The sequence below is a fragment of the Njordella calcicola genome (assembly GCF_056494125.1).
Genome location: NZ_CM151396.1, coordinates 4776218 through 4801895 on the forward strand (window position 1 = coordinate 4776218; position 25678 = coordinate 4801895).

At 51.6% G+C, this 25678-nt stretch carries 31 protein-coding genes and 1 tRNA gene; 2 read left to right on the forward strand and 30 right to left on the reverse strand.

Translation table 11 applies throughout. The features are described from left to right. Window positions 1-7: 7 nt before the first annotated feature. From SH302x_RS18380 to SH302x_RS18510, 27 genes are all read right to left on the reverse strand, one after another. A complete protein-coding gene (locus SH302x_RS18380) occupies window positions 8-1933 on the reverse strand; it encodes a phage terminase large subunit family protein (protein ID WP_479363954.1) in 1926 nt (641 codons plus the stop codon). Then, entirely contained in the window at window positions 1930-2511 is a 582-nt protein-coding gene (locus tag SH302x_RS18385; RefSeq protein ID WP_479363955.1) for a hypothetical protein, read from the reverse strand. The genes SH302x_RS18380 and SH302x_RS18385 overlap by 4 nt, the downstream gene beginning before the upstream one ends. A 24-nt stretch (window positions 2512-2535) precedes the next feature. Continuing rightward, the gene (locus SH302x_RS18390; RefSeq protein ID WP_479363956.1) at window positions 2536-2904 is read right to left on the reverse strand and encodes a hypothetical protein; all 369 of its coding nucleotides are present in this window, start codon (window positions 2902-2904) and stop codon (window positions 2536-2538) included. After that, a complete protein-coding gene (locus SH302x_RS18395) occupies window positions 2901-3143 on the reverse strand; it encodes a hypothetical protein (protein ID WP_479363957.1) in 243 nt (80 codons plus the stop codon). Before SH302x_RS18395 ends, SH302x_RS18390 begins: the two co-directional genes overlap by 4 nt. Before the next feature lie 18 nt (window positions 3144-3161). After that, window positions 3162-4856: a S8 family peptidase gene (locus SH302x_RS18400; protein ID WP_479363958.1), complete on the reverse strand. Its 1695-nt coding sequence runs from the start codon at window positions 4854-4856 to the stop codon at window positions 3162-3164. Window positions 4857-4898: 42 nt separating this feature from the next. After that, window positions 4899-5405 (reverse strand): hypothetical protein, encoded by a 507-nt coding sequence (locus SH302x_RS18405; protein WP_479363960.1) that lies wholly within the window; start codon window positions 5403-5405, stop codon window positions 4899-4901. A gap of 42 nt (window positions 5406-5447) precedes the next feature. Next, a complete protein-coding gene (locus SH302x_RS18410) occupies window positions 5448-5990 on the reverse strand; it encodes a transposase (protein WP_479363961.1) in 543 nt (180 codons plus the stop codon). 96 nt (window positions 5991-6086) lie between these two features. Beyond that, the gene (locus tag SH302x_RS18415; RefSeq protein WP_479363962.1) at window positions 6087-6470 is read right to left on the reverse strand and encodes a hypothetical protein; all 384 of its coding nucleotides are present in this window, start codon (window positions 6468-6470) and stop codon (window positions 6087-6089) included. Beyond that, a complete protein-coding gene (locus SH302x_RS18420; protein WP_479363964.1) occupies window positions 6470-6745 on the reverse strand; it encodes a hypothetical protein in 276 nt (91 codons plus the stop codon). Before SH302x_RS18420 ends, SH302x_RS18415 begins: the two co-directional genes overlap by 1 nt. A 9-nt stretch (window positions 6746-6754) precedes the next feature. Beyond that, window positions 6755-9298 carry a DNA primase family protein gene (locus SH302x_RS18425; RefSeq protein ID WP_479363965.1) on the reverse strand — a complete coding sequence of 848 codons (2544 nt, stop codon included), beginning with the start codon at window positions 9296-9298 and terminating at the stop codon, window positions 6755-6757. A gap of 64 nt (window positions 9299-9362) precedes the next feature. After that, window positions 9363-10196, reverse strand: coding sequence for a hypothetical protein (locus tag SH302x_RS18430; RefSeq protein ID WP_479363966.1), 834 nt, complete (start codon window positions 10194-10196; stop codon window positions 9363-9365). 2 nt (window positions 10197-10198) lie between these two features. After that, entirely contained in the window at window positions 10199-10978 is a 780-nt protein-coding gene (locus SH302x_RS18435; protein WP_479363967.1) for a hypothetical protein, read from the reverse strand. Continuing rightward, complete coding sequence (locus SH302x_RS18440; protein ID WP_479363968.1) at window positions 10971-11303, reverse strand: hypothetical protein; 333 nt, start codon at window positions 11301-11303, stop codon at window positions 10971-10973. The genes SH302x_RS18435 and SH302x_RS18440 overlap by 8 nt, the downstream gene beginning before the upstream one ends. A gap of 18 nt (window positions 11304-11321) precedes the next feature. After that, on the reverse strand, window positions 11322-12359 hold the full coding sequence (locus tag SH302x_RS18445; protein WP_479363970.1) for an integron integrase: 1038 nt from the start codon (window positions 12357-12359) through the stop codon (window positions 11322-11324). 67 nt (window positions 12360-12426) lie between these two features. Beyond that, window positions 12427-13239 carry a DNA adenine methylase gene (locus SH302x_RS18450; RefSeq protein WP_479363971.1) on the reverse strand — a complete coding sequence of 271 codons (813 nt, stop codon included), beginning with the start codon at window positions 13237-13239 and terminating at the stop codon, window positions 12427-12429. 430 nt (window positions 13240-13669) lie between these two features. Continuing rightward, the gene (locus SH302x_RS18455) at window positions 13670-13894 is read right to left on the reverse strand and encodes a DUF551 domain-containing protein (RefSeq protein ID WP_479363972.1); all 225 of its coding nucleotides are present in this window, start codon (window positions 13892-13894) and stop codon (window positions 13670-13672) included. Window positions 13895-13896: 2 nt separating this feature from the next. After that, complete coding sequence (locus SH302x_RS18460; RefSeq protein WP_479363973.1) at window positions 13897-16551, reverse strand: AAA family ATPase; 2655 nt, start codon at window positions 16549-16551, stop codon at window positions 13897-13899. Next, window positions 16533-17033, reverse strand: coding sequence for a ribosomal protein S18-alanine N-acetyltransferase (gene rimI / locus SH302x_RS18465; protein WP_479363974.1), 501 nt, complete (start codon window positions 17031-17033; stop codon window positions 16533-16535). Before rimI ends, SH302x_RS18460 begins: the two co-directional genes overlap by 19 nt. Window positions 17034-17183: 150 nt before the next feature. Further along, window positions 17184-17804: a hypothetical protein gene (locus tag SH302x_RS18470; protein WP_479363975.1), complete on the reverse strand. Its 621-nt coding sequence runs from the start codon at window positions 17802-17804 to the stop codon at window positions 17184-17186. Window positions 17805-17981: 177 nt separating this feature from the next. Next, on the reverse strand, window positions 17982-18941 hold the full coding sequence (locus SH302x_RS18475; RefSeq protein ID WP_479363976.1) for a hypothetical protein: 960 nt from the start codon (window positions 18939-18941) through the stop codon (window positions 17982-17984). Between the two features lies 1 nt (window position 18942). Next, window positions 18943-19698, reverse strand: coding sequence for a ribonuclease H-like domain-containing protein (locus SH302x_RS18480; RefSeq protein WP_479363978.1), 756 nt, complete (start codon window positions 19696-19698; stop codon window positions 18943-18945). Next, window positions 19695-19913 (reverse strand): hypothetical protein, encoded by a 219-nt coding sequence (locus SH302x_RS18485; RefSeq protein WP_479369324.1) that lies wholly within the window; start codon window positions 19911-19913, stop codon window positions 19695-19697. Before SH302x_RS18485 ends, SH302x_RS18480 begins: the two co-directional genes overlap by 4 nt. Next, window positions 19867-20103, reverse strand: a complete 237-nt coding sequence (locus SH302x_RS18490) for a carbon storage regulator (protein WP_479363980.1) — start codon at window positions 20101-20103, stop codon at window positions 19867-19869. The genes SH302x_RS18485 and SH302x_RS18490 overlap by 47 nt, the downstream gene beginning before the upstream one ends. Continuing rightward, a complete protein-coding gene (locus SH302x_RS18495) occupies window positions 20078-20305 on the reverse strand; it encodes a hypothetical protein (RefSeq protein ID WP_479363981.1) in 228 nt (75 codons plus the stop codon). The genes SH302x_RS18490 and SH302x_RS18495 overlap by 26 nt, the downstream gene beginning before the upstream one ends. After that, a complete protein-coding gene (locus tag SH302x_RS18500; protein ID WP_479363983.1) occupies window positions 20298-20633 on the reverse strand; it encodes a helix-turn-helix domain-containing protein in 336 nt (111 codons plus the stop codon). Before SH302x_RS18500 ends, SH302x_RS18495 begins: the two co-directional genes overlap by 8 nt. After that, the gene (locus tag SH302x_RS18505; RefSeq protein WP_479363984.1) at window positions 20630-21130 is read right to left on the reverse strand and encodes a hypothetical protein; all 501 of its coding nucleotides are present in this window, start codon (window positions 21128-21130) and stop codon (window positions 20630-20632) included. The genes SH302x_RS18500 and SH302x_RS18505 overlap by 4 nt, the downstream gene beginning before the upstream one ends. 13 nt (window positions 21131-21143) lie before the next feature. Then, complete coding sequence (locus SH302x_RS18510) at window positions 21144-21491, reverse strand: hypothetical protein (RefSeq protein WP_479363985.1); 348 nt, start codon at window positions 21489-21491, stop codon at window positions 21144-21146. Window positions 21492-21685: 194 nt separating this feature from the next. On the opposite strand from SH302x_RS18510, the gene SH302x_RS18515 reads away from it, so the two are divergent. Continuing rightward, window positions 21686-22072 carry a hypothetical protein gene (locus tag SH302x_RS18515; protein WP_479363987.1) on the forward strand — a complete coding sequence of 129 codons (387 nt, stop codon included), beginning with the start codon at window positions 21686-21688 and terminating at the stop codon, window positions 22070-22072. A 197-nt stretch (window positions 22073-22269) separates the two neighbouring features. Beyond that, window positions 22270-22554 (forward strand): hypothetical protein, encoded by a 285-nt coding sequence (locus tag SH302x_RS18520; protein WP_479363989.1) that lies wholly within the window; start codon window positions 22270-22272, stop codon window positions 22552-22554. Between the two features lie 540 nt (window positions 22555-23094). Here SH302x_RS18520 and SH302x_RS18525 read toward each other — a convergent pair. The 3 genes from SH302x_RS18525 to SH302x_RS18535 form a co-directional block, all read right to left on the reverse strand. Continuing rightward, the gene (locus SH302x_RS18525) at window positions 23095-24225 is read right to left on the reverse strand and encodes a tyrosine-type recombinase/integrase (protein ID WP_479363990.1); all 1131 of its coding nucleotides are present in this window, start codon (window positions 24223-24225) and stop codon (window positions 23095-23097) included. Between the two features lie 122 nt (window positions 24226-24347). Next, a tRNA-Met gene (locus tag SH302x_RS18530) sits at window positions 24348-24421 on the reverse strand. 118 nt (window positions 24422-24539) lie between these two features. Then, on the reverse strand, window positions 24540-25310 hold the full coding sequence (locus tag SH302x_RS18535; protein WP_479363992.1) for an alpha/beta hydrolase: 771 nt from the start codon (window positions 25308-25310) through the stop codon (window positions 24540-24542). Between the last annotated feature and the right edge of the window lie 368 nt (window positions 25311-25678).

The following is a 25678-nucleotide window of genomic DNA, read 5'->3' on the forward strand; positions in this document are numbered from 1 at the left end:
CCAACGTCTAAATCTTACTTAGTGGTACTGCTTGCCAGCCCATGCGATCCAGAGCAGCCCGAGCGTTGTAACCAGCATCGAACCAGTGCTGAGCACCCTTGCGTTCCCACTTCACCACTTCGCCTTTGCCTGGCACGAATTCCACGCTGCGATGTTCGTTGGTCCAATGTTTGGACAATCGCAGGTGATGACGCTCTGGAGCATGGTAGAGCGTGATCGCTCCAGGCTTGTCCTTCGACTGGCGAATCGAATCATGCAAGCGGTCCTTCCAGTGATCAGAGTCGCAAAAGATTTGAAACGCTCGCCAGCGTTTGTTGCGGACCATATGCCAATGATGACCGATGTCGATCACGCCTCCGCCCTTTTTCGGCGGAGCGACATACATGCGTTGCATCTGGCCCGATCCGCGTCCGATGACCAACTGGACTCTTCCACGCCTGGTAGGCGTATACCGCAGCTTGAACGCTTTGAAGATCGATTCCGGTTCGTACCCTGTATCGATCCACACCTGGTTGGGAAGCATCGGTTCGGTCTTGCCTTGTTGCGTCCATCCCAGTTCGCACATATCGAACAGTTCGAACAGAGCTTGCGCGAAAGCTTGTTCTAGATCCAAGTGCTGACTCGGAACGTCGATGATTCCGTACGCTGGCACGTGCAGCATTCCGTTGGACCGGCCAGCCATGAGCATCCAGTGAGCGGCATACTTTCCAAAGTCACAACCGACAGCCAGGTGCGTAGCGTCGGCAGGGATGAGCCCTTCCGGCCAGCGATCCTCACGACGTTTCAGCACATCGCGATATTCGACCTTCTGAGCTTCCAAGTTCAACGCTCGGAACGGCATCGCCCATTTGAATTGGAACAGTTCCCGCTGAGCTAGTTCGTACTCAATCGATTCATGGTCGATCTGGTCGGCGGTCCACTCTTCGCCTCCCAGGGTTGCGGTACTCACGAATAGGTTGTGCCAGGCTGAATATCGAAACCATAGCCGGTTCGTCGGTGGAAGCGGACCAGTCACATTTCCTTGCTTGTCGACCTCCTGGCCAGAATGGACGATGACCGTCTGAGCTACGCTTTCCTGTCGCTGCCCTTCGTCGATGGTTTCTCCGCACTCAGGGCACGCCCAAATTGCGTTCTGCTGAGCTTGGCGAAGATTCTCGGCATCTTGCCAGCCGATCAATTTCTCGCGTTCTGGAGCGATCCAGCAGCCACAATGCGGGCAAGGGCTGAGCAGAACCGAATCGCTCGACTGAGCTTTAGCCGCCCATGGCAGATCTTCTTCGACGGTCACGGTTCCTTCGACGTACAGCCGCCGCTGCGGTTCATCGTACGATGCTTGGCGAGCTCGCAACTGCCGTAGCGGGTCTGCTTCGGTCGACGTCTCCGACTTGCGCGAGAATCGAGCCGCTTCGGTGATCGATACTACCCTGGTTGTAAACGCCGCTCGCGACTGGTCCGAGCCGCCAGCCGACATGAACTTGAACAGCCCACCATTCTTAAACGATACGGTATCCTTCACGCTGCCCGATTTGCTGCCTGGCCCGATGTCTGGCAGCAGCTTGTTCAACCGCGGGTTGCCTTTGATGACCGGCAGCAGGTCTAACTGCCATTTGTTATCGGCGATACGCAGATCCGGAATTCCCAGGACGTTCTTTTCGCCTAGTTCGCAGACGTGATAGAGCGCCGGCCCGACGAACCCAGTGAGTGTTTTTCCAGACTGCGAAGGACCGGTGACGAATATCTCTGTCCAGTTCCCGCTGTCGATCTCATTGATCAGTAGTCTCGAGACTGGCTGACGCGACCAGTCCCAACGTTCGCCAGAATACTTGCCGTCAGGCACAACCAGTTCTTGTTCCATCCAGTCGACCATGGATCGAATCGGACGTACGCGAGCTTCACGCAAGGCTCGCATCAGTTCCATTTTCAGAAAGCTCATAAGCTGTCATCCTTGATCAAATCTTCTTCGATCTGTTGGATGCCGTCGTTTAGCAGTTTCTGAGCGTCCGCGCCGAACCGTCGACCTAGCCGTTCGCTGATGGTACGCAGTCGGGAGGCCAGCCAGGATAGTGTCTGCTGAACCTCCGCGCGAGTCACGAACTTCCCTTCACGTTCCAGCAGCTGCTGGTCTAGCAGTGCGTTATCGCGTTTCAGTTTCTCGATCTGCTGACGCTTACGCTCTTCGTCCAGCTCGCTGCGTTTCTTCGCGATCGGTCCCCAGTCGGCCAGGATGTCATGGAATCGCGAGATCGTCTTACGCATATCGATGACCGCTTCACCGATCGGCAGTTCGTAGCGGTCTGCTTGTTCGTCGATCACTTTGTTCTGTCGACCGGCCAGCTCGCAGTAGACGCCCTTTGGCATTTCACGTAGATACTTGTTCGCGACCTCGATCGTAATCCATTGATCGTACGCTTTGATTGCAGATAGATCCTGCTTCGACATCGGCTCTTCGCGGATCTGCTTTAGCTTTGCGACCAGACCCGCTTCTAAATCGATAGGCTTTTGCCGAGGCATGTTCTGTACAATCTTCTAGCAATGTTATTGGCTCGTTTTTCGTTGGCCATGGTCAATCAGTTTGATACGAAGTCGCTCATCTAAGACGCGTTTATTCGCCCGTTCTGGATCAATTTGTGTATACGTCACTCGCGAGTATCCTGCGGTGATCAATCGCTGGATACCTGCGTCACTGTCAAACCAAGCCGCCTTGGTGCCTTGCAAGAATGTCCCACTATCAATCAACTTCCAAGCTCTGCAATGATCTTTGCCCGCTGCCCAGTTGAAGTTCCACATGATCAACTGTGTGTAGACTGGTCGACCGCATTCGTCATGGAAGTGATTAACCTCGATACTGTCAACATGCTCGTGGATGACGAACGGGTTCAGTAGTACGAGGATTAACAGGATCATCGCTGCCTCTGACCGTCGCTTCGCTCAAGATATACTTCGACTCGCGACAACACCTGAGCCGTTGCCTTCAAAGCCTCGCTATTGGCTTTCAAAGCTTCGTTGCTTGCTTCAGTCAGCGTACGGTTGAACTCGCGATCCTCTTTTCGCTGCGTTGAAATAAACGACAGAAAATGAACCACCAGATAAACAACCACCGCAAGGGCAGGAACTTGTTTTCCAAACTCGACCCACGAATCCATGTTGAACCCTTCAAATTACTAAAGTCCAGCAGCCGCAGATTGCATCAACAGCAAGTATTCCTTACTGCTGAAAGGTTTCCGAGCGTTGATCGCATCGCTAATTGGCACTCTCCAACCCGCATACCATTCGGTCCGCGAATTCCCGCGCTGAAGCAACGTTGCATTGATCGCATTGACCATGGTTTGCTTAGCTGCATCTAGCGTTGGGCATTGCCCCCGATCACACATCGCCAGCAGCTCGTCGCAAACTCGATTGATCGTGTTTTTGATCACGGTCGCCTCACCTGGCTGGCCAAGCTTCTGCGATAGCTCGCGACTTAGCAGTTCGATTTCCTTACTAGGAACAGGCTGATCTGGTTCATCCGGCTTCGGGTCCTCTGGCTGGTCTGGTTTCACTTCCGGCCCGATGATCACTTCAAACCAGTGAGGCACTTCCAAACCACGTAGCGACACGTAGAAACGCTGGCCAATTTCTCCGCGAATCAGAAATACGCCAGGCTTGTACGGTTCAACTACAGTTGGCGGAAACGGCTTTTTCGAATCATGGACTTCAGCCCATTTCGCATCTTCGCCTGTTCGCACCAAAACGCCATACTTCCGATCAGCGTCGAGCCCTTCGGCCAGGATCGCCACGCGACCTTCGCGCTGAGCGACTTCCGCAGCATCGGCCAGTAAGAACACGACCTGCTTTTGTTCCACTTGCTTGATCAACGGTGGATCAGCCCAAGTGATCTGACCAAACGCAGAAGGCGAACAAAGAATCAGCAAGAACAAAGCGACTAAGCCGATCGTCTTTTTGGCGATCCAATTCAGGATGTTCTCACTGGTGATGATGATCCCCTCTCCAAAACGAGGATCGCGGCCCACCGGCCCTGCGTCTTTCAGAAACTCTTCAGACTTCAGGAATTTTACTAGGCCGCGTGAATCCATGTACGTCGACATGCCGAGCATCTTCATGACTTGCCGAAGCAAGCCCATATCGCTAGCTGCGGTTGGCGTTGCCATCGAAGTACCCGACATCAAGACTCGGTTGTTTCGAATACCTGCGCTTAGAACCTGAGAACCACCAGCTGCGATGTCAACCCTTGGCCCTGCACTGGAAAAACCACTTGGATTGCCAGCAGAATCCACAGAAGCTACGCAAACACAATGAGGCGATAACGCTGGAGCGATCACCGTGTTGTTGCCGTTGCCTGAATTGCCAGCCGCAAAGAAACACCACTTTCCGCTATCCTCAATAGCCCTGAGCGCCGCAGTTGTCGAGCTGCCAACACTTTGTCCGCCGCCCCATGAACAGGAGACAATGTCACCAGACTCCGCAGCAGCCCATTGCAAGCCAGCTACCGTGTTTGATCCGCTACCGCTGTCGCTTAGAACTTTGCCGACCTTCAAATCTGAAGCTGGGCAAGCGGAAAGGCCTTTTCGTCCGCAATTGCTTCCGATCGTATGATTTCCGTGTCCGTGATTGTCAGTCACGTTACTGGCAGATCCGCCAGTGAAGTTGCGAGCCGCAATAGGCTTTGGTAGATCAACGTGATCTGTCCATCCAGTATCCAAGTTAATGAACACGACTCCGCGACCGTCGATACCAGCCTTCATCAGCTGTTCATAGATCGCACTTCGCCGCGTCCATGGCACCGAGTTCTGAGCGACTGGCACATGCGATAGATCTTCGAAGTCGTCTGGTATCTTACGAATCGGCTCGGTGATCATGGCAAAACCTACTAGATGGAAGAAAAGGAAATCAGATCGCGATTAACTGAACAGATCAATTAGCTGCAGAATCAGCGGCATGATCTCTTTGATGAAGGCGATCAAATTCGCCCAATCGATCGCTTGAACCGACATCGCTTGACCTTCGGCCACGGCTTGTTCAGCGACTGCTTGCTGCAAACCCTGGCGTACATTGGGAACTAGCGAAACGACTCGCAGCTTAAAGAGCTGAGCCCTTGTGATTTCGCCGCCACGCTGGGCATCTTCTGCAGCTCGTAATAGTGCGGTTCGAAAGTCAACTCGACTTGCAGCAGTTGATACTGCAGCAACACTACTAACAGACTCGGACACGACGACGACTGGAGCCACAGCCACAACCGATTCGCTGACAACAGGACTAGCAACACAGTTGCCCGTAGTGCATTGCGGAGCTGCGGCAGTGGTCGCATTGGAGAAGACCTTTTTGAATGGTCGGAACTGGGCCTGGGAAACATCACAACAGACAAACGAACAGATAGCGACAACTGTCGCCAACGCAAAGCGTAACATTTGCAAGACTCCTGCAAGGAAACAATCGTAAACCAATAAGGCTTAATGATTGGAAGGATGCAATATCGCTTGTCTAAATCTGCTACGCTCGCGAGCCTCTTCGGCAGCACACATGACACAAGGCCATACGGTCACTCGGCCATGCTTTGGACACCTACGTTCATCTTGCTTCTTAACTTCCACTGGTTGGAAGTTGCCAGCCTTTCGAAGCTCCGCATTCAATAGCTTGTTACGCAAATAGTAGATCGGGCATCGAGACGCGAGCCCCAGTCGCTTGCGTATCTCGATCGGTCGCAAGTTCGTCTCGACTAACAAACGCCGGATCTCCGCGTGTACCTCTGCTGGCAGGTTGTGCCCGCGCTGAGGCTTGACGATCTGCAGTCGCTTCTGTCGCACTAGACTGTACAGCGTGTGCTGGCTGATCAGCAGTTCCCGAGCGATCGACAGCACGGTTTGCCCCTGGTTCAACTTGTCCTGGATGGATGAAAGTTTGACTGGTTGTTGCAGTTGATTCGCAACAAAGTCTTTTGGGTTAGTTGGCTCAGTAGTATTGGCATAGAAGCCAAAGAATAGCTGCTGGATCATGGCCGGATGTGCGATTGGTGAGAACTACAACTCAACAAACAAGCCGACATCCAAGCCACCTGTACAATTTGATTCTACAGGTCTGGCCGCAAAATATCAAACGCCCTGGCGGTCTGTAACCAGCGTAACTCCTGGAATCTTCGCAGTAATCCGTAGCGGCTGCGATTCCCGACGGTTAATCGGCTGGCGATTGTATTCCACCGGCCGCTTGCAAGACCAGCAGGTCCACTTGATCGAATCAGGCTTAGAAACTTCGACTACGACGCGAGACAAGCACTCGCAGATATAGCCGTCGAAGACTAGCCAGCGTTCCCAGTAGCAGCCTGCCAGGGTAGCATCCTCGCTGTCGTCGGTCTCCTCGGCAAAGTTCTTTTCCGCGACGATCGCTTCGGTAGTTGGCTTTTGACAATCCCAGCATCGCCACTTGGTCGACTTGCGCGGAAGCCACAGCCTAACACTGCCACATTGCTCGCACTTCATTATTTATCCATCAGGCAATCGCCGTTGGTATTGTACAGATCAAAAGCATGTTCGCACTTGTAACGGTAGAGGCAAGTGTCACAGGTAAAGTAACTGGCCCGCATGCGAGTCATCCGGCTAGCTTCGTCGATCGACTTGTTACGCAGCTCGGCCAGTTGCTGACGATCGCGAATTTCCGGCATGTCTTGGAAGAATTCTTCAAGAGTTTCCACGTCTTCAACTTCGTCCCAATTGTCATCATCATCATCAAAACATTCATCTGGTTCATTGCTCATTTAACTTACCTACGTAACGTACCGATCAATAACTTTGTCTACAGACCACTTCAAACCAGCGTAACTAGAAACTCGTGAATCGCCTTCCCTGGTTCTTTTGCGCAATACAGACGGGAACGCCTTTGCAATCTCTTTACCGAATTGAGATTGGCTTAACGAGGATCGCTGCCCCATTTTCTGTGACCAATAAACGTAAATATCGTACAGTTGCTGCACTTCGACTGAATCTCTTTCAGAACCTTCAGCCAAGCATTCTTCGAAGAACTCTAAGACTGGATTGGATTCGAAACGATAGTTCTTGACCTGTTCTTGCATTGCTGCAGAAGTTGTGAATTCGCCTTGGTCCATCAGTCGCTGCAGACCGACGATTGCCCAGTTCAGAATGCCAGGCACTTCGCCAGATCGCAGCCACCAGTCGATATTATCCATCCCGCGTACGATCTTCTCGCGCGGAATGCGATAGTGGAACGGAATCAAAATCAACCGACGCCAAAGGCCATGCGATTTATCTTTGATTCGCGGTCGCTTGTTGAAACTCATCATCACCTTGGCAGTTGGCAACGCACTGATCGGCTCGCGATTCTTACGGTCAAACTGCATGATATCGCCCCCGGTATACTGCTTCAAAACCCCTTCGGCCAGGTAGTCGATTTCACCCACATCACCGCAAATGTTTGCCAGTTTGCCGATTGTTGAGCCAAGATCAAACCGAGATCCAAAGTTTTCAAGCGACACATGCGATACGTTCTCTTCGCCCAGCATCGCCGTGATCCCGCTGAAGTATACGCTTTTACCGTTCAGCCCTTCGCCTTCGAGTGCTAGGAACTTCTGCAGATGATTCTTTGGCAAGAGCAGGTAGCCAGCCCACTCTTGCAAGATCATGATGCGTTCCCCGTCGCCTTCCATGGACAGTTCCAACGCCTCTTCCCACTTCGGGCACGTTTCCGTTGGCTGATACTCGTACCGCAGCTGAATCGTCGAAAACCAATCCGGCGTATGTGGTCGCAAGTGCCGGGATTCATCTTCACCATCGAAGATAGAATCCAGATCCAGTATCCCGTTCTGGACCGTTAGCCAGTGCGGCTTCAAATCTGGCTTGGGAAGATAGCAAGGCAACTCGATATTGCCCGAGATGATACACATCGATTGTGTCGCGGCGATCACATTGCGAACCAAGCCAGTCGTCACTTTCTTTACCGGCTCGGCATCAGCCCCCTTTTTCTTCTGGTAGTCGTTGCGTCGTTTGTAGTCGTCGTCAAACTCGCGTTTGATCGAAGCGTTCAATTTGGCCGCAAAATCCTTCGGTGTCATCCGGTCGTACTTGCCACCCTTGTACTTCATCCACTCATCTTTCCAGTATCGCAGTGTTCCGCCGTAGGTGTTTTTGTAGTGTTCTAGATTCACGCGAGCCAGTCTGTGCGGATCGTCGATCTCTTCGTCGATGTACAGTTCCGATGTATCTTCGCTGGGTAGTTCAACCGTTTCGTTTATGACCGGGAAGGAGCCTGCCAGGGTGTGAAACGATTCGACTACGGCCGCTGGATCTAGTCCGCTGGAAAGCTGTTCGTTCAGCCAGTCTCGCAAGTCCTTTCCATGGTCATCGGACACTTCGTAGGGCAACTGCACGTTGCGACACGAATCTGCAACGCTTGCGATCGCCACCGACCAGCCCGGCCGCTGAGCGCCGTTGGGATTGGTTACCCACGTTGCACCGGCTTGGCCTGGTTTATCCGCGTCATGGATAACCAGCACATTTTGGCCAGCGAGCATCTGAACCATATCCGGCTTGGGAACCTCCTGAGCGCCGAACACGTTGGAAATCACCGACTGCGTAACGTCCATGCTGAGCAGACCAAGCATGTCCGATACACCTTCGACCTTAATCGTTGGCTTGCCTGGCTGATAAATACCACACCAGCCTAGCGTTCCCGAGGCGATTAGGTTTTTCACCTTGACCTTTTCGGCCGGTTTGCCGTTCTTGCCTGCCAGGAGAAGATACCCGCCGCTGGCGTTGTAGCATGCATAGCCGACGATATTCGCTGGCTCGCTGTTCCATATCGGAATCGCAATTACGTTGTAGCCCTGGTGCTTGGCCATGCGAGCCCCAACCGCTTGCAATGCCTCCAGCGTCACCGGCTTCTTGCTCGCAAGAAACTGAGCCGCAAGCTTTGCGTTCCAGTTGATAAAGTCCAGACCACGATCGGGACTGGCGTCTGGTTTCTTCGCCCGAGGTTTTCGCGATGCTGGTTTATCCTGAACACCTAAGAACGTGCAAACCTTGTCGATCGCTTCGAACAGAGTGCAACCTAGGAACCACTGCGTCAGGGCAAACCCATCTCCAAATTTTCCGCATTGATTACAGATTGCTCGGCCGTCTTGCTCCCAGTCTTTCGACATTCGGAAGCGATCTTTACCACCGCACTTTGGGCATGGCCCGTGTTGGGTTGTAAGGAAGTCGTCAGGAATTCCGACCACTCGATTTAGGATCGTCGCCCATGCACCTGCAGCGGCTGCTTTTGCGTCCGCAATTGGAACTCCGTTTCTCTTCGTCATGTTCGCCCGATTCTACCCTGATGATCACTACAACACACAACCCAACACCAGACGCAAGCAGCCGCTATTTTTCGATCTTCACTACCAATTCGCAAACGCGATCTTCAAGCTGATCTGCCAGAGCTTGGCCGCAACCCCTTGGCAGGCATTCCGAGAATGGCAATTGAGCCTTCGACATTTTTACGCGAGCGTCCTGCAAGTCGCCCAACGTAGGATATAGATCCGCGATCGCGTCGCGCTTCTTCTCGCCCACGCCTTTGATGCCTTCGATCACTTTTTCGATCGGGATGTCTCGCCAGTTGTCCGTCTCCGATACCGTGATCTGCTTGTTGTCGGTCGTTGTGATCACTTCCTGTGTTGGTTCCGATTCCTTCGGATTGTCGAACGGCAGCAACTGTTGTTTCTTCTCCCTGGATGGATACTTCGGACCATTGGTCAGCAATTGCTTGTGATACTTCAACGCTCCCTTCTCGACATCCTTGGCTTCCTTTAATTCGACCTCCAGCCGTGCGCGAGTCAGCGAAGCTTCCATATGATCGCTCAGGGACTTCTGCAAAGCATGCATGTGATCACGCTCCGCAGCTCGGCAAGCGTCCTGGTACTCTTGCACCTCGCGAGCCTTCTTGGCCGCTTCATCAACCGGATCAACCACTACAGATTCGACCGCTGGCTGTGCGACCACTTCCGCCTCCTGATTGGCTTCCTCCTCGAAAGTCTCTGTATCATCGTCATCATCATCATCGACATCATCGAACTCGTCGGTAACATCAGCCAGAGAATCTTCTACTGGAGAATCCTCTGTGTGTACCTTGAACTCTGATTTTGACGAACGCTTCTTCACTGGCGATACCACTGCATGAGAAGCAGCCAGCGAAGATGTATTAAGATTGATTGCCATGACTAAATAGAACTCCGCTCTGCGAGCTTTTGGGACTGAATGCGTTGCCGAAAGGCACGCTGGAAAATACGAAACGTTGTGACTTCAGCCAATCGCCTAGTGTCACAAAAAAACCAATGGACTCGATAGTCCATACGATAAGCCAGGATCTTACGATGCAGCATCTTGCGAGCGACTTCCACTGGTGTCTTGCCTCGCGACTCCACAGTCTTCAGCAGTTCGCCCTCGGAACATTCGACAACTACTGCACCAAACTCGATCCCTTCCAGAAACTCTAGCGTCCGTTCGAACCGCTCTTGGCGATCGCCAAACCCCAGAATTGTACTTTGAGCATCCTCGCGACTCTTGCGTTCAATGTGTAGATCGCCTTCGAAGCCTGCCAGGGTGTAATCTCCATGCGTCGGCCCTAGTGTCTCAATTCGCGTTCTCGCGATGATTGGCCGATGCCCGTCCTTCGCATCACTGACCAGGCCGCGAAACGTAAACGGATGCTTTTCTTGCGTATCAATCAGAATCGTAAAGTCTGACACGATCGAATTATCTTCTTCGCTAACCTGCATCGTTCCAAGCTTCGACATTCGCAAGTGCGATTGCCAGTAAGCTGGCGTTGAATCGTCTCGCAGCGTCACACCATGAGCAGCCAAGTGTAAACGCAAATGATTCAACGTTGCCGTGCCAACACCATCGACCGACAGAATATCTTCTGGCAGGACCTTGCCCCAATCGTCCACAGCGTGAATGCCGAAATGTTCCCGCAGTAGTTCAATCTTTGAATCAAGCATTTTTACGAGACCTCTTGTGATGTTTGTGCGTTGTTGATTCGTTCCATAAATGCATATCCCTGTCAGGCCACCCAACCCAGCGATACAAGTGAACTGGCAAATTCCGTTTAGTTCGATCAACGCGAAATTCCAACAATCCGATTTCCTCGACAGCTTTTAGATATCGCGACATCGTACGTTCGTGCAGATTGCCAACATGCTCATTAAAGATCGTCGTCAGATCCTGCACAGTAAACCAACCGTTGTAGGACTGCGCGAGCAAAGCGATCTCCAGCCCCAGTCGAAGCTTCGAAGCTCTGCGATCGTCATTGGATGATGTTGGCACAATCGATTCCTTTGCAAACTATGCTGATCGTTTGGCCTGGTTGGATGAATTAGGATTCGCCAGCAGTTTCGCCAGCGGGCTTACAATCTCCACGTCATCCAGATCAACGTGCAAGTAAATCTGCGTTGTTTCAATCTTCGCATGGCCAAGCAGCTTTTGAATGGTTCGGATATCTGTCTTTTGCCGAAGCAGCTCGGTCGCGAATCCATGGCGCAGTGAGTGACTGGTGATCTTTTTCGTAAGCCCCGCTTTTTCAACCGCTCCGGTAATCATGTTGGCGATTGGGTCCTGATGCCGATGATGCCGAACTCTCATTCCATCGCGATACTTAGGCCAACTGCAGAAGTCAGGAGCCGCGAACAGGTAGAACCAACGCCAATCGAATTCAGCTTTGGGACACTTAAGGTGATACGCATCAGGCAGACTAACACCTGGCTGATTCCGCTTGCGATCATTTTCCCACATCAGCCGCATTGATTTAATCTGATGTTGCAGTTGATCACGCAACCCTGGATCGAAGATAGTCACTCGATCCTTGTTGCCTTTTCCACCGCGTACAAATATTTCGTTGCGATCAAAGTCAATATCCTTGATTCGAATCGCCATCGCTTCAGCGAGTCGAAGCCCTGATCCAAATTGAATCATAGCCACCAACTGAGACACGCCTGGCAAGTGCGGCAACATTGCAGCCACATCACGCGGCGATGCACAAACCGGAAGATGCTTTGGCTTGATCGCTCGAACTGCGTCGATGCCTTGCAGATCCCGCCGCAGCATCGTGTTGTAATAGAACAGCAGCGATGATAGGCAAGTGTTCTGTGTACTGGCCGAATAACCTTTGGAGTTGGCCATCCAGGAGAGGAATCGAGTCACATGCTCAGTTCCAACGGTATTAGGATGAATCCATTTTCCGCCAGCATCCTCGCGCAGCCAGTAGATGTACCGAAGGAAGAATCGAGAATAAGTTGTCTGCGTCTTTGGCGACATCTTTTTCGCGATCATCGCCTGCTCATACTCAATCTCTAGATTCGATTTTGTTCTAGCTACTGGTTTCATTTTCTCGATTCCCCGTTATCCGATTTCAAGTTCCAATTATCCGATCACCTACGAAAGATAAAGACGTTCACCGGACGTAGTTCATCCACAGTGCTTCGACTTTCTTTTCCTTCGACTTCTTGCCGCTGGCCTTGTTGTCAATCTCGCGATAGTCAGCGCACCAGCCATTCTCCGCAGTGTATTGGCTGTACATCGCGTTTGGGTATCCGCTGAGGAGAAACATTCCTTTGACGCTCTTGAGGCATTCCAGCAATCGACGATGCTCGTCGATGCTCATTTCGTGTTCATAGTCCTTGGTTGTATTTCGCGTTTCGTGGACGTATGGAGGGTCAAGATAGAACAGTGCCTTTTCGTGGTCGTACTGCTCGATGAACTTAACTGCATCCATGTTGCGAACCTCAACGCGGCGTAGCCGCTCATGCGCTTCGGGTAATCCATCGACTGCCGATAACCACGCGGAAACATTCTCATTCATTCCGCGACGGGTTCGCGTTGTTGGTGTGCAATAATCCTTACCGAGTCCCTGCCGTGATTGGCGGTATCGGATAAAAAACGCGGTTGCTCGCTTAACTGCATCAGGATCATGGTTGCACTTTAACGCTTCCAGAAACTCCGATTGCGACAGAGGCGTTCCCCATAATGCACGAATCAACCGATCTGGTGTTTGTGCCAACACTCGCCAAAAATTGGTTAGTCCTCCATTCAAATCATTCACCGCTTCGGATCTGCCGTTTGGATCGTGCGCAAATAGAACTGACAATCCACCCGCAAACGGTTCGTTGTAATGCGTGTATCGCTCTCGGCTTGGAAAATGCTCGATGATCCAAGACGCTAAATAAGACTTGCCGCCATGCCACTTAATTGGTTGTGCTGTTGCCATAATCGCCGGTGAACAAAATGATCGAGATAGGGGCCCGGTTACCCGTGCTGCCTCTCACAACACCTAGCATGCGGGTCCACTACTGGGAACGTTTCATCTCTTAAGAGCAAGCCTGTTCCGGACATCTAGTGGATGACTGACCAAGCTGTTTGTTGTCAGATTGGCGTTGGTCAAAGTGATTTGCAGACTCTTTCCCACGGTGTGTTACCCTTCCGCAGTTGCCTTCGCCTCGTGTCTGTTTCTTACGAGCTATTCATTTGGTATAATGACTCCTGTAAGAATATCGGAACTAAACACAGGGGCTAGGAACTCTCGCAAGTTCCGCACCCCACAAACTCACGCCCATGTTGGGCGTACATGAATCGAAGCCGCCGATAGTGTCGTTCGTGATGTCGAGCCGTATCGGCGGCGGCTCGATTATCATCAGCGTTCAATCAACCTTCGGCCCAACCGGCATTTCCGCCCAATGCGTTACGCCATCAATCTGAGAGCCGTCGGCACTAGACCAAACGCAACCGCAAGCAGTTAATGCGTCCAAATAACCAGGCCAAACCGGCTCGCTAGCTGACTCTGCATACAACAACACAAGCACGCCTTCGTCGGGCTGATCGTCCAACACTGATATCCATTCAATCTGTTCCACTTGCTTAGCCATAGCTACAACCCTACCGCTTCCAATTGAAAACTTTCCAATGCGATACGCTCGCGCAAGAACGTCTTGCGCTCGTTGATCTTTTGCACTCTGCAGAATCGCTCCGCTGTCTCGAACCTGCCAACTAAGAAGCATTGCAGCTTCGCTCGGCTAATCGCCGTATAGATCCAAGAGCGATCGCAGATCATGCGAGCCCCTGGATACTCATCAAGAAGAATGAACACGTAAGGCCACTCCGAACCCTGCGACTTGTGAACGCTCAAAGCATAACCAAGATCCCAGTCGCAACCGTTTCCAGCATCTTCGTCGGCTTGGTCATCGTCGCTTTTCTTTTTCTGCTTGCCGATCGGAACCAAGACAGTACGGTCTGGATTGTCCAGCTTCACCGTCAGCTTGCCGCCGCTGTAATCAAGTACCTTACCAAGCTCACCATTAGCGACAAAGACTTCGCCCTTTTCGTTGTATTGAACGTCTTCACTGGATGGATCAACCACCAACGAAACGTAGAAGCCATTCTTCAAGCAGACAATCTTGTCATCGATGTGAAATATCGTTTCGCCAGCTTTTGGACCATCATTCAATTCAGCCTGCAGGAACTGGTTGACCTTCTTGCGGCTGAGCGGAGAGGACTTATTGACTGCAGTCAGGACCTGCACATCCCAAATGTGGTTGATGCCTTTGATCGAACGGATCTTACGCATCAGTACTGCCAGTTGTGATTCTGGATCGCTCGCTTCAATCAACTGCAAATTCGACTTGGGACTTACAAAAGATCGCCAGCTTTTGCCGTCGCGAATCGCCGCGCAAGCTTCGACGATGCCGCCACTGTTTCTGCGAATCTCTTTCAGTTCTGCGTAAGCAATGCCGCTGGTGATCATGTCCCGTAGCGGAGCTCCGTTGCCAACTGGTGGCAACTGGTTCACATCACCGACCATCAGCACGTGGCAACCTGGCTGCCTGGCCGCGAAGATCGCATGCATCAGCGACAGATCGTTCATCGAACTTTCATCACCGATCAGCAATCGATAAGACCAAGGATTCTTGCGATTGTGTCTGAAGCTCCAGTTGCCAGCTTCGTCCGCTTCGCCAATACCAAGCAGTGAATGCCAGGTCCTAGCCCGCAGCGGTAGATTGGCCGATTCCAGCAGCTCGGTCAGTCGCACGGCCGCTTTGCCAGTTGGCGCACCGATGCCAATTTCATCCATACCGATTCGATTGGACTGGATGATGGAACGAATCAAGCGACTGGACAAGTACGTTTTGCCAGTGCCTGGTCCGCCTCCCAGGAGGAATACTCGGCTGTGCATCCCGCCGCGCAGTTGCTCTCGCTGATGTTCGGAGATGTCTGCAATTTCGTCAGGATCTGGCCACAGCGAAAATGCGGGTGACTCCAATAATGCTTTCGGATGTGATTCGATCCAGCGTAACGTCTCTGGATGAGCGGCCAGCCAATCATCGCGATCCCATTGAACAACTTCACCGCTTGCATACGTTACACACTTGGGACCGTACGGCAGACCATCCACAACGCAGACCACTTCAGCAGTCAGCGGTCGATGGCAGCGATGACACCGAGCCGCCTCCGCTGGCACTTCTTCTACGACTTCCATATCTTCGTAGATCGTGACCGTCGATTTCTCGCATTCGTTGATCGCTTCTACGATGTAGCTGGCCAGCCGCTGTTCCATCGCCGCGTTCTTGCCCTCGGATAACCAGAAACAATCGCCAGCATCTGCCAGCGGTCCATCTAGCCCGATCGTTCGCGCACTGGCGATCGCGCCATAATGCTTCTCGTCAATCTGGCCATACTCGCGGCCACGCACGATTGCAGCTCGATAGTCGCTGCCATGTCCGATCAGCTTATGAAACTGATCAACAGCCTTTCGACCTGCGAACCAAGTATCGCCAGATTGACTCGAAGCCATTACGTACCACAGACACAAAGCTTGTCGATCGACCGACAGCGGATCACGCCCCAACTCCATGTAAAGCTTGTCGGTCAGTTTGAAACCAACCCCGCGAAAGTTCATCAGCGTGTAAGGATTGCTCAGTACCCGCTGAGCAGCTTCATTGCCCCAGCGTTTGATCACCGCGCGAGTAAGTGACCGAGGGAAACCTCGGCCTGCCAGGAGTTGATCAAGCTCCAGCGTGGCATGTTCGGTACGCTTTAGTTCCGCCAATCTTTGAGCGAATGTTTCTGCTTCTTCAATAGTGATCGACGCGACCTTGCAAACTTCCCCTGGCTGGTTCCTACACGTATCCAGCACATCATCCACGCCAAACCGTTCCACCAGTTTGCGAGCCTTCGCAGGACCGATACCACAGCCCTTACCGTTAGATGCCAGGTACTGAGCCAACCCTTGCGGATTATGCGGTACGTGCTGAACCACTGTTCGGAAGTGGAATTGCTTTTCCGTCTCGCCACTACGTCGATTCGTATAGTTCTGGAAAACACCAAACATTCGATAACTGCAGTTAGGCTGTAGTTCATCAATATCAGCATCGCCTTTGATCGTAAGTTCACGATGTACGTCGACGCCATGTTCTGCAGCCAGTTCATACGAAGACTTGGCCAGCATCAAACCGCCAATCAACGTCGCATCAAACCGGATTCGCTCTTTGGTGAACGTTCCGATAATCTCTAGTGACTTGGTGCCCATCCTTGGCCCTCCTTTTGAAAGCGATACTGCATCAGGTAAGCATCTTCACCGGTGTCTTGGTAGTATTCACGCAAAACACTGATCGCCCGGAAACCCATCTTGCGAAAGAAGAATTGAGCGTTGATGTTAGTTTCGCGAACTTGCAGCAACATGCGATTACGACGTTCTGCAGATAGTTTGTACTGCAGTTTTTCAACCATCGCTCGACCAACGCCAGTTCGTCGGAACTTTTCAGCGACAGCAAAGTTCAAGATGTGCAAGCGGCAAGGATGCAATTCGTAGATCATGTATCCAGCAACTTCTTTGCCTCGCATTGCCACCATGTCGATGCAATTCTGTCTTCTCATGTAGCTGCGGAAAGTCACCTCAGACCAAGGAAACTCAAACGTTGCAAACTCGATTTTGAGAACTTCCAATAGATGACCTGAGTTCATCCATCGCAGTTCAGTATCTACTTCTGATTCCATTTGCTTGGCTCGCATGAGCAACTTTCCTTATCGACCACAACCACAGATACCACAACCAACAAAAGGCCAGGCGAGAATCGAACCCGCATTGATTTGTGAAATCACCACCGCTGTGTAGCATTCTCACAAGGTTATATCAACCCAATCCTGGCTAGCCTTGGACCATTACAGACCTTCGAAGTCTTCATCCTTCACGCGAGCAGCCTTTTCTTTCGGCTTGCGTTTCTCCAGCAGCGGAGCGAAATAACTCTCTGGATGTCGGCACTCTTTGGCGATCGACTCGATAACTGTTTTGGCCGAAGCGGCGATGTCCTTTGTGGCCAAGTAGTCTTTCACTCGCGGATCGTCGATGTGATAGGTGTTAGCAACGTCCAGGTATCGATTGCCTTTGTCGTTAGGCTTGCCAAGCTTCAGTTCCATAACGACGATGGAACCGACCGCATCTTCCAGTTCAAACGAAACTGACTTACCAAGATCACTGACCTTCATTAGATCAGTCGCGATCGCAAACGCCGCTTGCTTGGCCCAGCAGAACTCGCCACCGTCCGCATGCGAGTCTTTGCCGTTGTAGAAAACAGCCGTGAACTTCTTGCCCTCGAACGGACCGCACTTCACTTCGCATTCAGCGCTGAAGCCCTCGATCATCTTCATCTCTCCTTTCTCTGGCTTCTCATTCTCATGACCGTTGTTCACGATCATAATGTGCAAACCTTCGTGCTTGGAATCATTCTCCATGTATGTCGAGCCGCCTGATAATTGTTCTGGAGCATTAAAACTAACAGCCATAATAAAAACACCTTCAATGAAAAAAACGAAAAACCCTATTTAACTCACTGCCTGACGGTGCCCAAGTAATCGGGTACCCTAGAATTTTGATGGCCTCCAACCAAACACGGTCAGAGCCAAACTCATTTACCAGCCCGCGAACTAAACGTGGCGCATCATGCCACCAATCCGCGGGCACTACGAAGGGGACTGAGCATGCCCCTTCAGTGCAACGTTTTCTACCCAAGCCTGGATGTTCTTTTCACCCAATACCTTCAGCAGCACATCGCCTTCGGAAATCGTCAAACCCTTCAAGCTGTCGATGCCACTAGCTTTCAGTTTCGCTTTGACCTTCGCAGCAATATCCTGATCCCCGTTCTGCTTGATCTGACTCACCAGTCCAAGAATCTGTTCGTACTGCGTATTGGTCAGCGGCTCGGTCAGAGCTGCTTCCATGCGAACTTCGGTCACAGAAACGGCTTCCACCGTCTCAGCTTCTTGAGCATCTTCGGCACTCGGCTGCGGTTCATGCACCGAATCACTTTTCGACTTAGCCTCAATTGATTTTGCTGGCGACTTAGCAGCTTCGACAGCTTGGACTTGTCCGTCTGCATCTAAGATGTCCTCCGCTTCTTCAGGCGTGTAATAACCGAAATTAACCTCTGGACAAATCGAACGGATCGCATCGGAAACAACGCGAGCGTAAAGCATCACCGCTCGGCTGCGCGGAGTAGCGTATTTTTCCTTCAGCTTCAACTTGGACTTGTTACCGCTGGCCAGAGCTGCAACTGCATCGCCTTCGCTGCCTTTGTAGACTAGCGGTTCCTGTTGAGCTTCCTCCCAGGTGAAGGAGAACGTCTGCTTGTTCGCTCCAAACTCCAATTCAATCGAAGCCAGCTCTGGTGTCTTAGAAATCAGTTTGCTCTTGCCACCGCGTTCACGGAACGCTGCCAGCATCGCATCGTAAGGAATACCCATCTTGTTTCCGATCACCTGATTACGGCGTCGGTATTCCATCACTGGCGTTTCGGTCTTGTAAATGTCCAGTGCGATCAAGCAGCCCATCGGCTTACTATCGGTACCGAACAGTTTGGTCTGAGCCAGCCAGGTGCCCAGCTTCTCGACCGCGTTAATGTCAATGTCCCTGTATTGTGTCATCCTAGAACCCAAACCTTTCTGCTAAAGCAAACGTCATTTCCAAATCACGATCCAAGTAGTCCAACGCTGTCTGCCGCGTCGACTCATCCTTAAACAGTTCCGAGAATTGCAACGCACTGCAGCCCTCGAACTTGCCACCAATTCCGCAAGCCTTGCAGCAAGCGTCCAAGCTCACGTAATCGCCTCGATAGTTCGGGCCCTTCCAGACCTTCATCAAGTCGATAAACGTGTTGTCCAAATAACGTTGGTTCAGAACGAAGCCAGGAACTTCAACATCATTGATAAAGCTTCGCTGCATCAAGAACGGAATATCAAAGCCTTCAATGTTGAAACCGATCGCTGGCCGCTTCTCTTTGCGGATCGCTCCAGCTTGTCGCCAGAACTTCTTCAGCAAGTCCGCTTCGGTAGTGTCATCGCCATCATCGATATGATGCAGAACCTTTGATTTGCCCTTGTATCCGATCGCCAGCACTTCGCCGGTCAGCCCGTTCAATGCGGCTTTATCCAGGATGCCATCCCAGTAAGCTTGTTCGCCGTTGGCCAACGTAGTTTCGTACGACAGCACCGCCGCCGCATGCTTCTCGCGAGCCTCTTCGATCTTGGCCGCGATCTTCGCTTCGTCTTTCAAGTTGCCAGTCTTCACCGACGCTGGATCGAACTCGCCAGGATGCTTCACAGATCCCGGGTCAAACGGTTTCACGATGGACTTGATCACGTCCAGCGGTAAAGGACCAGTTTCAATATCAAAGACAATCACTTCACCAGCTCCACTTCTAAATCATGTAAACGTAAATGGTCCAACAACATTTCCACCGTTGCAGGGTACCAATCAGATTCAGCACCCAGCAAAACCAATATTGAACTGCCAGACTGCCCATGTATCACAGGCTCGACAGCAAACTCACTCAGCACCGCCGTCAGCGAATCAAGCTTCAGTGGCGTTGCTACTTTGATTGTCAATGCACGTGTCATCGATACGCACCCCTTCAAGCTCACTGTACTTTTCTCGGATCTCTTCGCGCACCACAGCGACATGCCTTGGCGCGTCGATCCCGATACGAGCAACCTTGCCCCTGATACCTATCACCGTGATTGTCATTTCGTCTGGAGTACCAGGATTGACAATCACTTTTCCATTAACCGACCGGCTTAAAACTAACATCGCGAAGCTCCTCTTCTCTTTCGTTTGCAATAGCACTCAATTCCAAATTGATATCCTCCAGCATGGCTATCGCCTGCGGAGCGTTATTCCCTCGCAGAACCGATTGCTGCAAACGCAGCGTTCGCTCTCTGCCCGCGAGCTGATGACGCCTGCGCCACAACTCGACTTCTCTGTCCTTGTGCTGATCAATGTGATTACGCACGTTTAGGTATCCTTACTTTGCCGCGTGACATGGAAATGGTGGAAGCAACTGCAGCACTAGCAGCAACTTCGCTTGTTGAATGCTCAGGCGATTGGCTCGCAACCTCCTGGCTGACAACTGGAGCCGACTTGAAACCGCTAGCCTCCAGTAGCTTCTGGCGATAAGCCATAATGTGTTCTGGGTAGATGATGTACCGCGGCCGGCGCTCACCGCCGCCAAACCTTACGCATGGGAACTCACCAGCCTTAATCAGCTTGGTGAGCGTATGCCGATGCACTTCCAATTGCGCAGCCGCCTCTTCAATCGTGAATGTGTTCGGTAGCTTCATGATGCGGAATCCTTTGGCTGAAACCAAATAGCTTTAGATCCGCACACATCGAAGCCTTTGATCTTGCGATGAGCGCGAGCCTCTTCGCATTCCAGCGGCTCAGCGCAATTCACTAAGTCAAGTTCGTATGAAGATGGGTGGACGCAAGTCTGTTGATCAAAAAACTTGCAGTCCTTGCAGAATCGCTTAACTGGTTTGGAGTCAGTAGTAGCGAGCGCGTCTACCGCGTTAGAAGTTTCTCCTTCTCGCAAACGACGAAGATTGACGTAGCAGGTTATCTTTCCGCTGCCTGACCGCATTCGGAATCTGCTTGTTGAAGGCAGCAGCGAAAACAGTACTTTTCCAAGCATGGAGCGGTTCGCAAGGATTGATGCAAAATCACACTCTTTGCAAAAGTGGTCCCAGAATTCTTGAGCCGTAATCTGGTAGCCTTCTTCGTTGGTGTAATTCTCACGAACAAATTTCTCGATTGTTTTTTGAGTGTTAACTAACGACATGACTCGAACCCTTTCAGCTTGCAGCAACACGATTGGCAATATCACCAGCAACCGTATTTCTCGATTGCGTACGAATGCGCTTGACTTCGGTCGGCTCGCATCTATAGCCCTTGCGAACTAACTCAGCGATGTATTCTGCGTATTGAGTCGGAGTCAGTTTTTGAGAGTTAATGATTTTGTCGATTTGGGCATAATCGCACCCACGACATACGCCATTCCGAAACGGCGTATTGTTGCAATCGCACAACCGCCCATCCTTGCCCTTCACTAAGTTGACACAGACGTTTTTCAACACCCTGCTTTCAACTCGCTCTTGAGCTTTCTTTGTTCTCTTCACGGCAAACATCCAGACGAATTGCATTGGTAAGCCTTTGCTTGTTCATGGCAAATCATCCATGACAAGTTACGTTTCATGCACGAATCCTACATTTGCCGCCGCAGATGTCAATTCACGTTTCGTAACTTTTCGTAAAGGTTACGTAAACATTACGTACTCAACTGCTTGTCAGCCAAAGACTTATTGACTCGAAAAATTTTTCTTGAGAAGATGTAGCTATGAGCGAAAACAAAGAAAACGAGCCGAAGAAGACTACCATCGCGACTATAAAAGAGACTTTGGCTGGAGTAGATGAACTGTTATTTCTGCTCAAAAACTCAGTAGTTCGAATGGAGCAATCTGGAAGAACAGAATTGCCTGTGAAAAACGAGGAATCAGGCATGCGTGGAATGCTCTTGTTGACGCGATACATCAAGTCGATTCACGACCACGCTGTGACGCCGATAACAAGCCAGATCAAAACTTCAGAAAACCAAAAAGACTCTGCTAGCCAGAAATTCGTTGAGGAAGCCCAGTTGAAGATCGCTGAGTCACAGGGCGAATACGACGGACCCGCAAAGCCAGTAAAGAAAGCATCTCGGAAGAAACGTCCCGACGCTCAATAACCGGACGCATACCGGCAGCCGCCAGCGCGCGAGCTACCTCCCTGGCCTGAGACGCGCTAAATGATTCAGACAGATAACCAGATTCGAAGCGAATCACAAACACTTTGATCTTGCTTTCCATGATGCCCTCCAGGAATGACTACAAAACTACCTAGCTCGCTCATTCTGAATTCGCTTTTGACACGTAAGGTCACACCATGAACGAAAATCCCGAAAAAAAGAAACTGACAATCGACGATCTGATCGCGGAACAAAAAGAAACACAAAACGTTCTGAAAGCGATCCTCTGGGAACTGCAACACCGGAAGGCTACGAAGGCGTGGGGAAACCTCTCATTTGGAGTCATGACGACTGGGTTATTCTTGTTTCCTGCGATCGCGATTCTCAACCAAATGCAAAAAGAGTTTGGTGAACCGCAGGGCAGTTACACGATTGCTGCCATGCTTATCTGCACAGGACTGCTAATGCAAATCCGAAGATAGCCGGAAGCCCTTCAGAATACATCTGCATCGCTAAAGCGAATTCTTTCCCGCATTTCTCGCAAACTAGCGCCAAAACGAAAATTTCGCATTCTGACGGGCGATTCTGCCTGCGACCTTCCCCCGCAAAAGCCATCTTGCCTGCCAGGGTTGCATCCTCGCAGTGTCGGAATTTACGCCAAAACGGTATGTCCCTGATGCTTGGAATATTGGAAATCAAAAACTTCAATGTTTTTGTCGGTTGGGCCCGGGTGGCCCGGGAGACCCGGCATTTCCATTACGCTTGTATTTACGGCCCAGGACACACTTAATTTACCTATATTTATATACGTTACGTTTTACGATCAATTAAAATATAGAAGTATCTGGGCCATCCGGGCCACACTGGAAAAACATTGGTCGAAACACAATTTTCTATACAAAAGTATCCTATAAAATGCCGGTACCAAAATCACTCCAAAACCAACTAAAGGCAGGAATCCTACACTTTAACGCATTAATTCTGCCGCAATATCTAAGTGTAACACTCGCGTTACATTTGCGCTACACTTGGGGTTTTAGCCACTTTCGGATGGTTTCCGAGACAGCTTCCAAACGCTCGTTTTCGATGCCAATGCGGTAGATCGCCCCCATAGTCTCATCAACGTGACCCATGACGTAGTTCACTGCGACTTGGTCCTTGCAGTTGCCGCCGATCGTCTCGGTCATGCGTCTGAGCGAATAGAATCCGATGCCCTCGCGATAAATTTCCAGCTCTTCCAGCAGCCTTCGGAATTTCTGACTGATCGGACTTTTCTTGCCATGGTCGGACCAGTCGTTTCCGTATCGAGTCACAAACAAATTCGGGATGCGAATCTTCGGACGATTGGCGATCCACCCCTGGATGGCCGAAACCGTTTCCGGCCAGAGCTTCGCGCGACGCTTCACGCCGGTTTTGTTCCGCGGGTATGTCAGCCAGCCAGTCTCGAGATTTACGTGTTTGGTCTGAAGGCCAGCGCAATCGCTGTTCCCTAGTCCGCAGTTCACGCCTAGCAGGATCATCGCTTGGAATGCTTTGTCAGTTGCAGCGATTGCCGCGTTGATTTCATGAGGCTGCAGGGACCGATCGAACTTTTCTTGTTCCAATCGCAGGAGTCTCTTGGCCGGCCGCTTCAGTCCAGTCCCATAGCTCGGAGCTCGGCACAGTTCGTTGTCGGCCAGCCAGGTGAGAATCGTCTTGGTTCTGCTGATCAAGTTCAACATGGAAGTGTGGCTTCGCCCCTTGGCGAGAAAGACTCGATATTCACGCCACTGCGTTGGCCCGAGCGAATCGATTAGTGTCTTGGCTCCGAAGTGTTTGATGAGCAGCTTTCCAACATGATCACGATCGCCGTAAGTGCGTTGGCTCAACTCTCCGCTGGCGACCAGTTGAAGGATTGAATCCAAATGCAAGTTGACACCTTGTTCGATTGTCAGTGGAGCATCCAGATCGATTTCAATTTCGCCATCAGCATCCGGTGCGAACACTGGCGCCAATGCTTCACCATCGACAAAACGGCGATAGTTCGCCAGAGCCGTGTCAGGCACAATCCACTGCCCGAAGTAGTGAGTCTTGCCATCGATCTTCTTTGCCCATTGTCCATTGCGATGAGCGTAAAGCGGATAGTCCGCGGTTGGTTTGCTTGGCTTAAGCATGTGATTTTTCACCTCGAATAACGACGAACAGGCGTCGTGAGGCGTCGTAAAAAGGCGTCGTAGAATGACTCCAAGCCAAGAAAGAATTCTCGAATCCATCGAAAATCCTAGCAGTTTTCAAGTAGCGAAGGCCGGACTTGAACCGGCGACACCCGGCTTATGAAGCCGGTGCTCTAACCAACTGAGCTACTTCGCCAACGGTCGTAATAAGATAATGCTTCTGGCTGCTCTGGGCAAGCCCATCCGGCAACAGCCATGCAGAAGCGAAATTCGCCTCAAAACCGTCCTGTCGCCCCCGAAATCGCGTATACCATTTACGGCTTGGCAATGCTGGCGATCAATTCCGCCACTGCCGCGATCGCTCGTTCGGGAATCTGATGGCTGCCCTGGAAACGATGGAACTCTACTTCGCCGCATAGGTCCGTCAGGACTTCGTTCAGGAATTCTCCGGTTTGCAGTGGCAGGATCGGGTCTTGTCGCCCGTGGCTTTGAAACGCTCGCGTCTGCTTCAGGCGGTCGCCGGCTCCACTCCGCCAGAGCTCTTCGCAGATGCAGGCACCCGAAAGTAAGCCGAGCGCTGCGGGAGGTTCCTTGAGTCCCCGCGTCGCCGTATCCATCGCAATCATCGCACCTTGCGAGAAACCGCCCAGCAGCAACTGCGAAACGTCCAACCGAAACTCGGCCAACAATTCGTCGACGCATCGCGTGACAGCATCTCGAGCGGAATCAATTCCCGGCGGTACTTCGTGTCGCATCTGATCGAAGCTGTTTGTCTCAGCGGCTTCCATTAGCCGTGCCATGTTCAAAGGCCACCACGCGGCTCCCCCAAAGTCTAACTCAAGTGGAGCTCCCGGGAAAACGAGCACGGGTCGAACGTTCTGGCGAAAGCACTCCACCAGCAGTGGTGCGGCCAAGCCTGCCAGATCATCGCGCGGCGCACCATAGCCGTGCATTAACACTGCCATAGCATCGCAAGAGGCGTCTGTTTGATTGGGGAAAATGATCTGAACCGGAAGGCCTCCTACCGTTCGCTCTGTCCTCGCGTAGGTCCGCAACTCCGCTCGTAATTCTTCTTCTGATTTCATACCAACGTAACTTTACCGGGTGCAAGTATATAGATATCGGCACAATTGGAATGTAGACGCATAGCCGCGTCTAGGGCAGTTTAAGGCGCTGGGAATCAAGCTTGAAATGCAGGGACGTTGAAGCAACGGCAGCGGAACTAGTTAAAGATCCGGCACCTTGTTGTCCTCGCGTACGCCTGGCGGCACGCGGATAAACGACAACGATGCGCCTCGTTTAACCGCGCGGGCATCGCCCCGCGTTTGTTGCCCGGTAGCTCGTAGTACCGCCTTTAGGCGGAATGGCATTGCGTTCACAGTGACCATCCGGCTGAAGCCGGGACTACGAACGAAGACCGGCTGAAGCCGGGACTACGAACATAGCCCCCCTC

Coding starts and splice junctions, on each gene's coding strand:
- SH302x_RS18510 (WP_479363985.1), bottom strand. CDS start 21,491: ATGCAATTCGTCTGGATGTTTGCCGTGAAGAGAACAAAGAAAGCTCAA.
- SH302x_RS18490 (WP_479363980.1), bottom strand. CDS start 20,103: ATGTTAGTTTTAAGCCGGTCGGTTAATGGAAAAGTGATTGTCAATCCT.
- SH302x_RS18470 (WP_479363975.1), bottom strand. CDS start 17,804: ATGGCTGTTAGTTTTAATGCTCCAGAACAATTATCAGGCGGCTCGACA.
- SH302x_RS18450 (WP_479363971.1), bottom strand. CDS start 13,239: ATGGCAACAGCACAACCAATTAAGTGGCATGGCGGCAAGTCTTATTTA.
- SH302x_RS18535 (WP_479363992.1), bottom strand. CDS start 25,310: ATGAAATCAGAAGAAGAATTACGAGCGGAGTTGCGGACCTACGCGAGG.
- SH302x_RS18525 (WP_479363990.1), bottom strand. CDS start 24,225: ATGCTTAAGCCAAGCAAACCAACCGCGGACTATCCGCTTTACGCTCAT.
- SH302x_RS18520 (WP_479363989.1), top strand. CDS start 22,270: ATGAACGAAAATCCCGAAAAAAAGAAACTGACAATCGACGATCTGATC.
- SH302x_RS18395 (WP_479363957.1), bottom strand. CDS start 3,143: ATGGATTCGTGGGTCGAGTTTGGAAAACAAGTTCCTGCCCTTGCGGTG.
- SH302x_RS18405 (WP_479363960.1), bottom strand. CDS start 5,405: ATGTTACGCTTTGCGTTGGCGACAGTTGTCGCTATCTGTTCGTTTGTC.
- SH302x_RS18425 (WP_479363965.1), bottom strand. CDS start 9,298: ATGACGAAGAGAAACGGAGTTCCAATTGCGGACGCAAAAGCAGCCGCT.
- SH302x_RS18445 (WP_479363970.1), bottom strand. CDS start 12,359: ATGAAACCAGTAGCTAGAACAAAATCGAATCTAGAGATTGAGTATGAG.
- SH302x_RS18415 (WP_479363962.1), bottom strand. CDS start 6,470: ATGAAGTGCGAGCAATGTGGCAGTGTTAGGCTGTGGCTTCCGCGCAAG.
- SH302x_RS18385 (WP_479363955.1), bottom strand. CDS start 2,511: ATGCCTCGGCAAAAGCCTATCGATTTAGAAGCGGGTCTGGTCGCAAAG.
- SH302x_RS18505 (WP_479363984.1), bottom strand. CDS start 21,130: ATGTCGTTAGTTAACACTCAAAAAACAATCGAGAAATTTGTTCGTGAG.
- SH302x_RS18390 (WP_479363956.1), bottom strand. CDS start 2,904: ATGATCCTGTTAATCCTCGTACTACTGAACCCGTTCGTCATCCACGAG.
- SH302x_RS18435 (WP_479363967.1), bottom strand. CDS start 10,978: ATGCTTGATTCAAAGATTGAACTACTGCGGGAACATTTCGGCATTCAC.
- SH302x_RS18515 (WP_479363987.1), top strand. CDS start 21,686: ATGAGCGAAAACAAAGAAAACGAGCCGAAGAAGACTACCATCGCGACT.
- SH302x_RS18380 (WP_479363954.1), bottom strand. CDS start 1,933: ATGAGCTTTCTGAAAATGGAACTGATGCGAGCCTTGCGTGAAGCTCGC.
- SH302x_RS18475 (WP_479363976.1), bottom strand. CDS start 18,941: ATGACACAATACAGGGACATTGACATTAACGCGGTCGAGAAGCTGGGC.
- SH302x_RS18420 (WP_479363964.1), bottom strand. CDS start 6,745: ATGAGCAATGAACCAGATGAATGTTTTGATGATGATGATGACAATTGG.
- rimI (WP_479363974.1), bottom strand. CDS start 17,033: ATGCGAGCCAAGCAAATGGAATCAGAAGTAGATACTGAACTGCGATGG.
- SH302x_RS18400 (WP_479363958.1), bottom strand. CDS start 4,856: ATGATCACCGAGCCGATTCGTAAGATACCAGACGACTTCGAAGATCTA.
- SH302x_RS18485 (WP_479369324.1), bottom strand. CDS start 19,913: ATGACACGTGCATTGACAATCAAAGTAGCAACGCCACTGAAGCTTGAT.
- SH302x_RS18500 (WP_479363983.1), bottom strand. CDS start 20,633: ATGAAGCTACCGAACACATTCACGATTGAAGAGGCGGCTGCGCAATTG.
- SH302x_RS18455 (WP_479363972.1), bottom strand. CDS start 13,894: ATGGCTAAGCAAGTGGAACAGATTGAATGGATATCAGTGTTGGACGAT.
- SH302x_RS18430 (WP_479363966.1), bottom strand. CDS start 10,196: ATGGCAATCAATCTTAATACATCTTCGCTGGCTGCTTCTCATGCAGTG.
- SH302x_RS18410 (WP_479363961.1), bottom strand. CDS start 5,990: ATGATCCAGCAGCTATTCTTTGGCTTCTATGCCAATACTACTGAGCCA.
- SH302x_RS18460 (WP_479363973.1), bottom strand. CDS start 16,551: ATGGGCACCAAGTCACTAGAGATTATCGGAACGTTCACCAAAGAGCGA.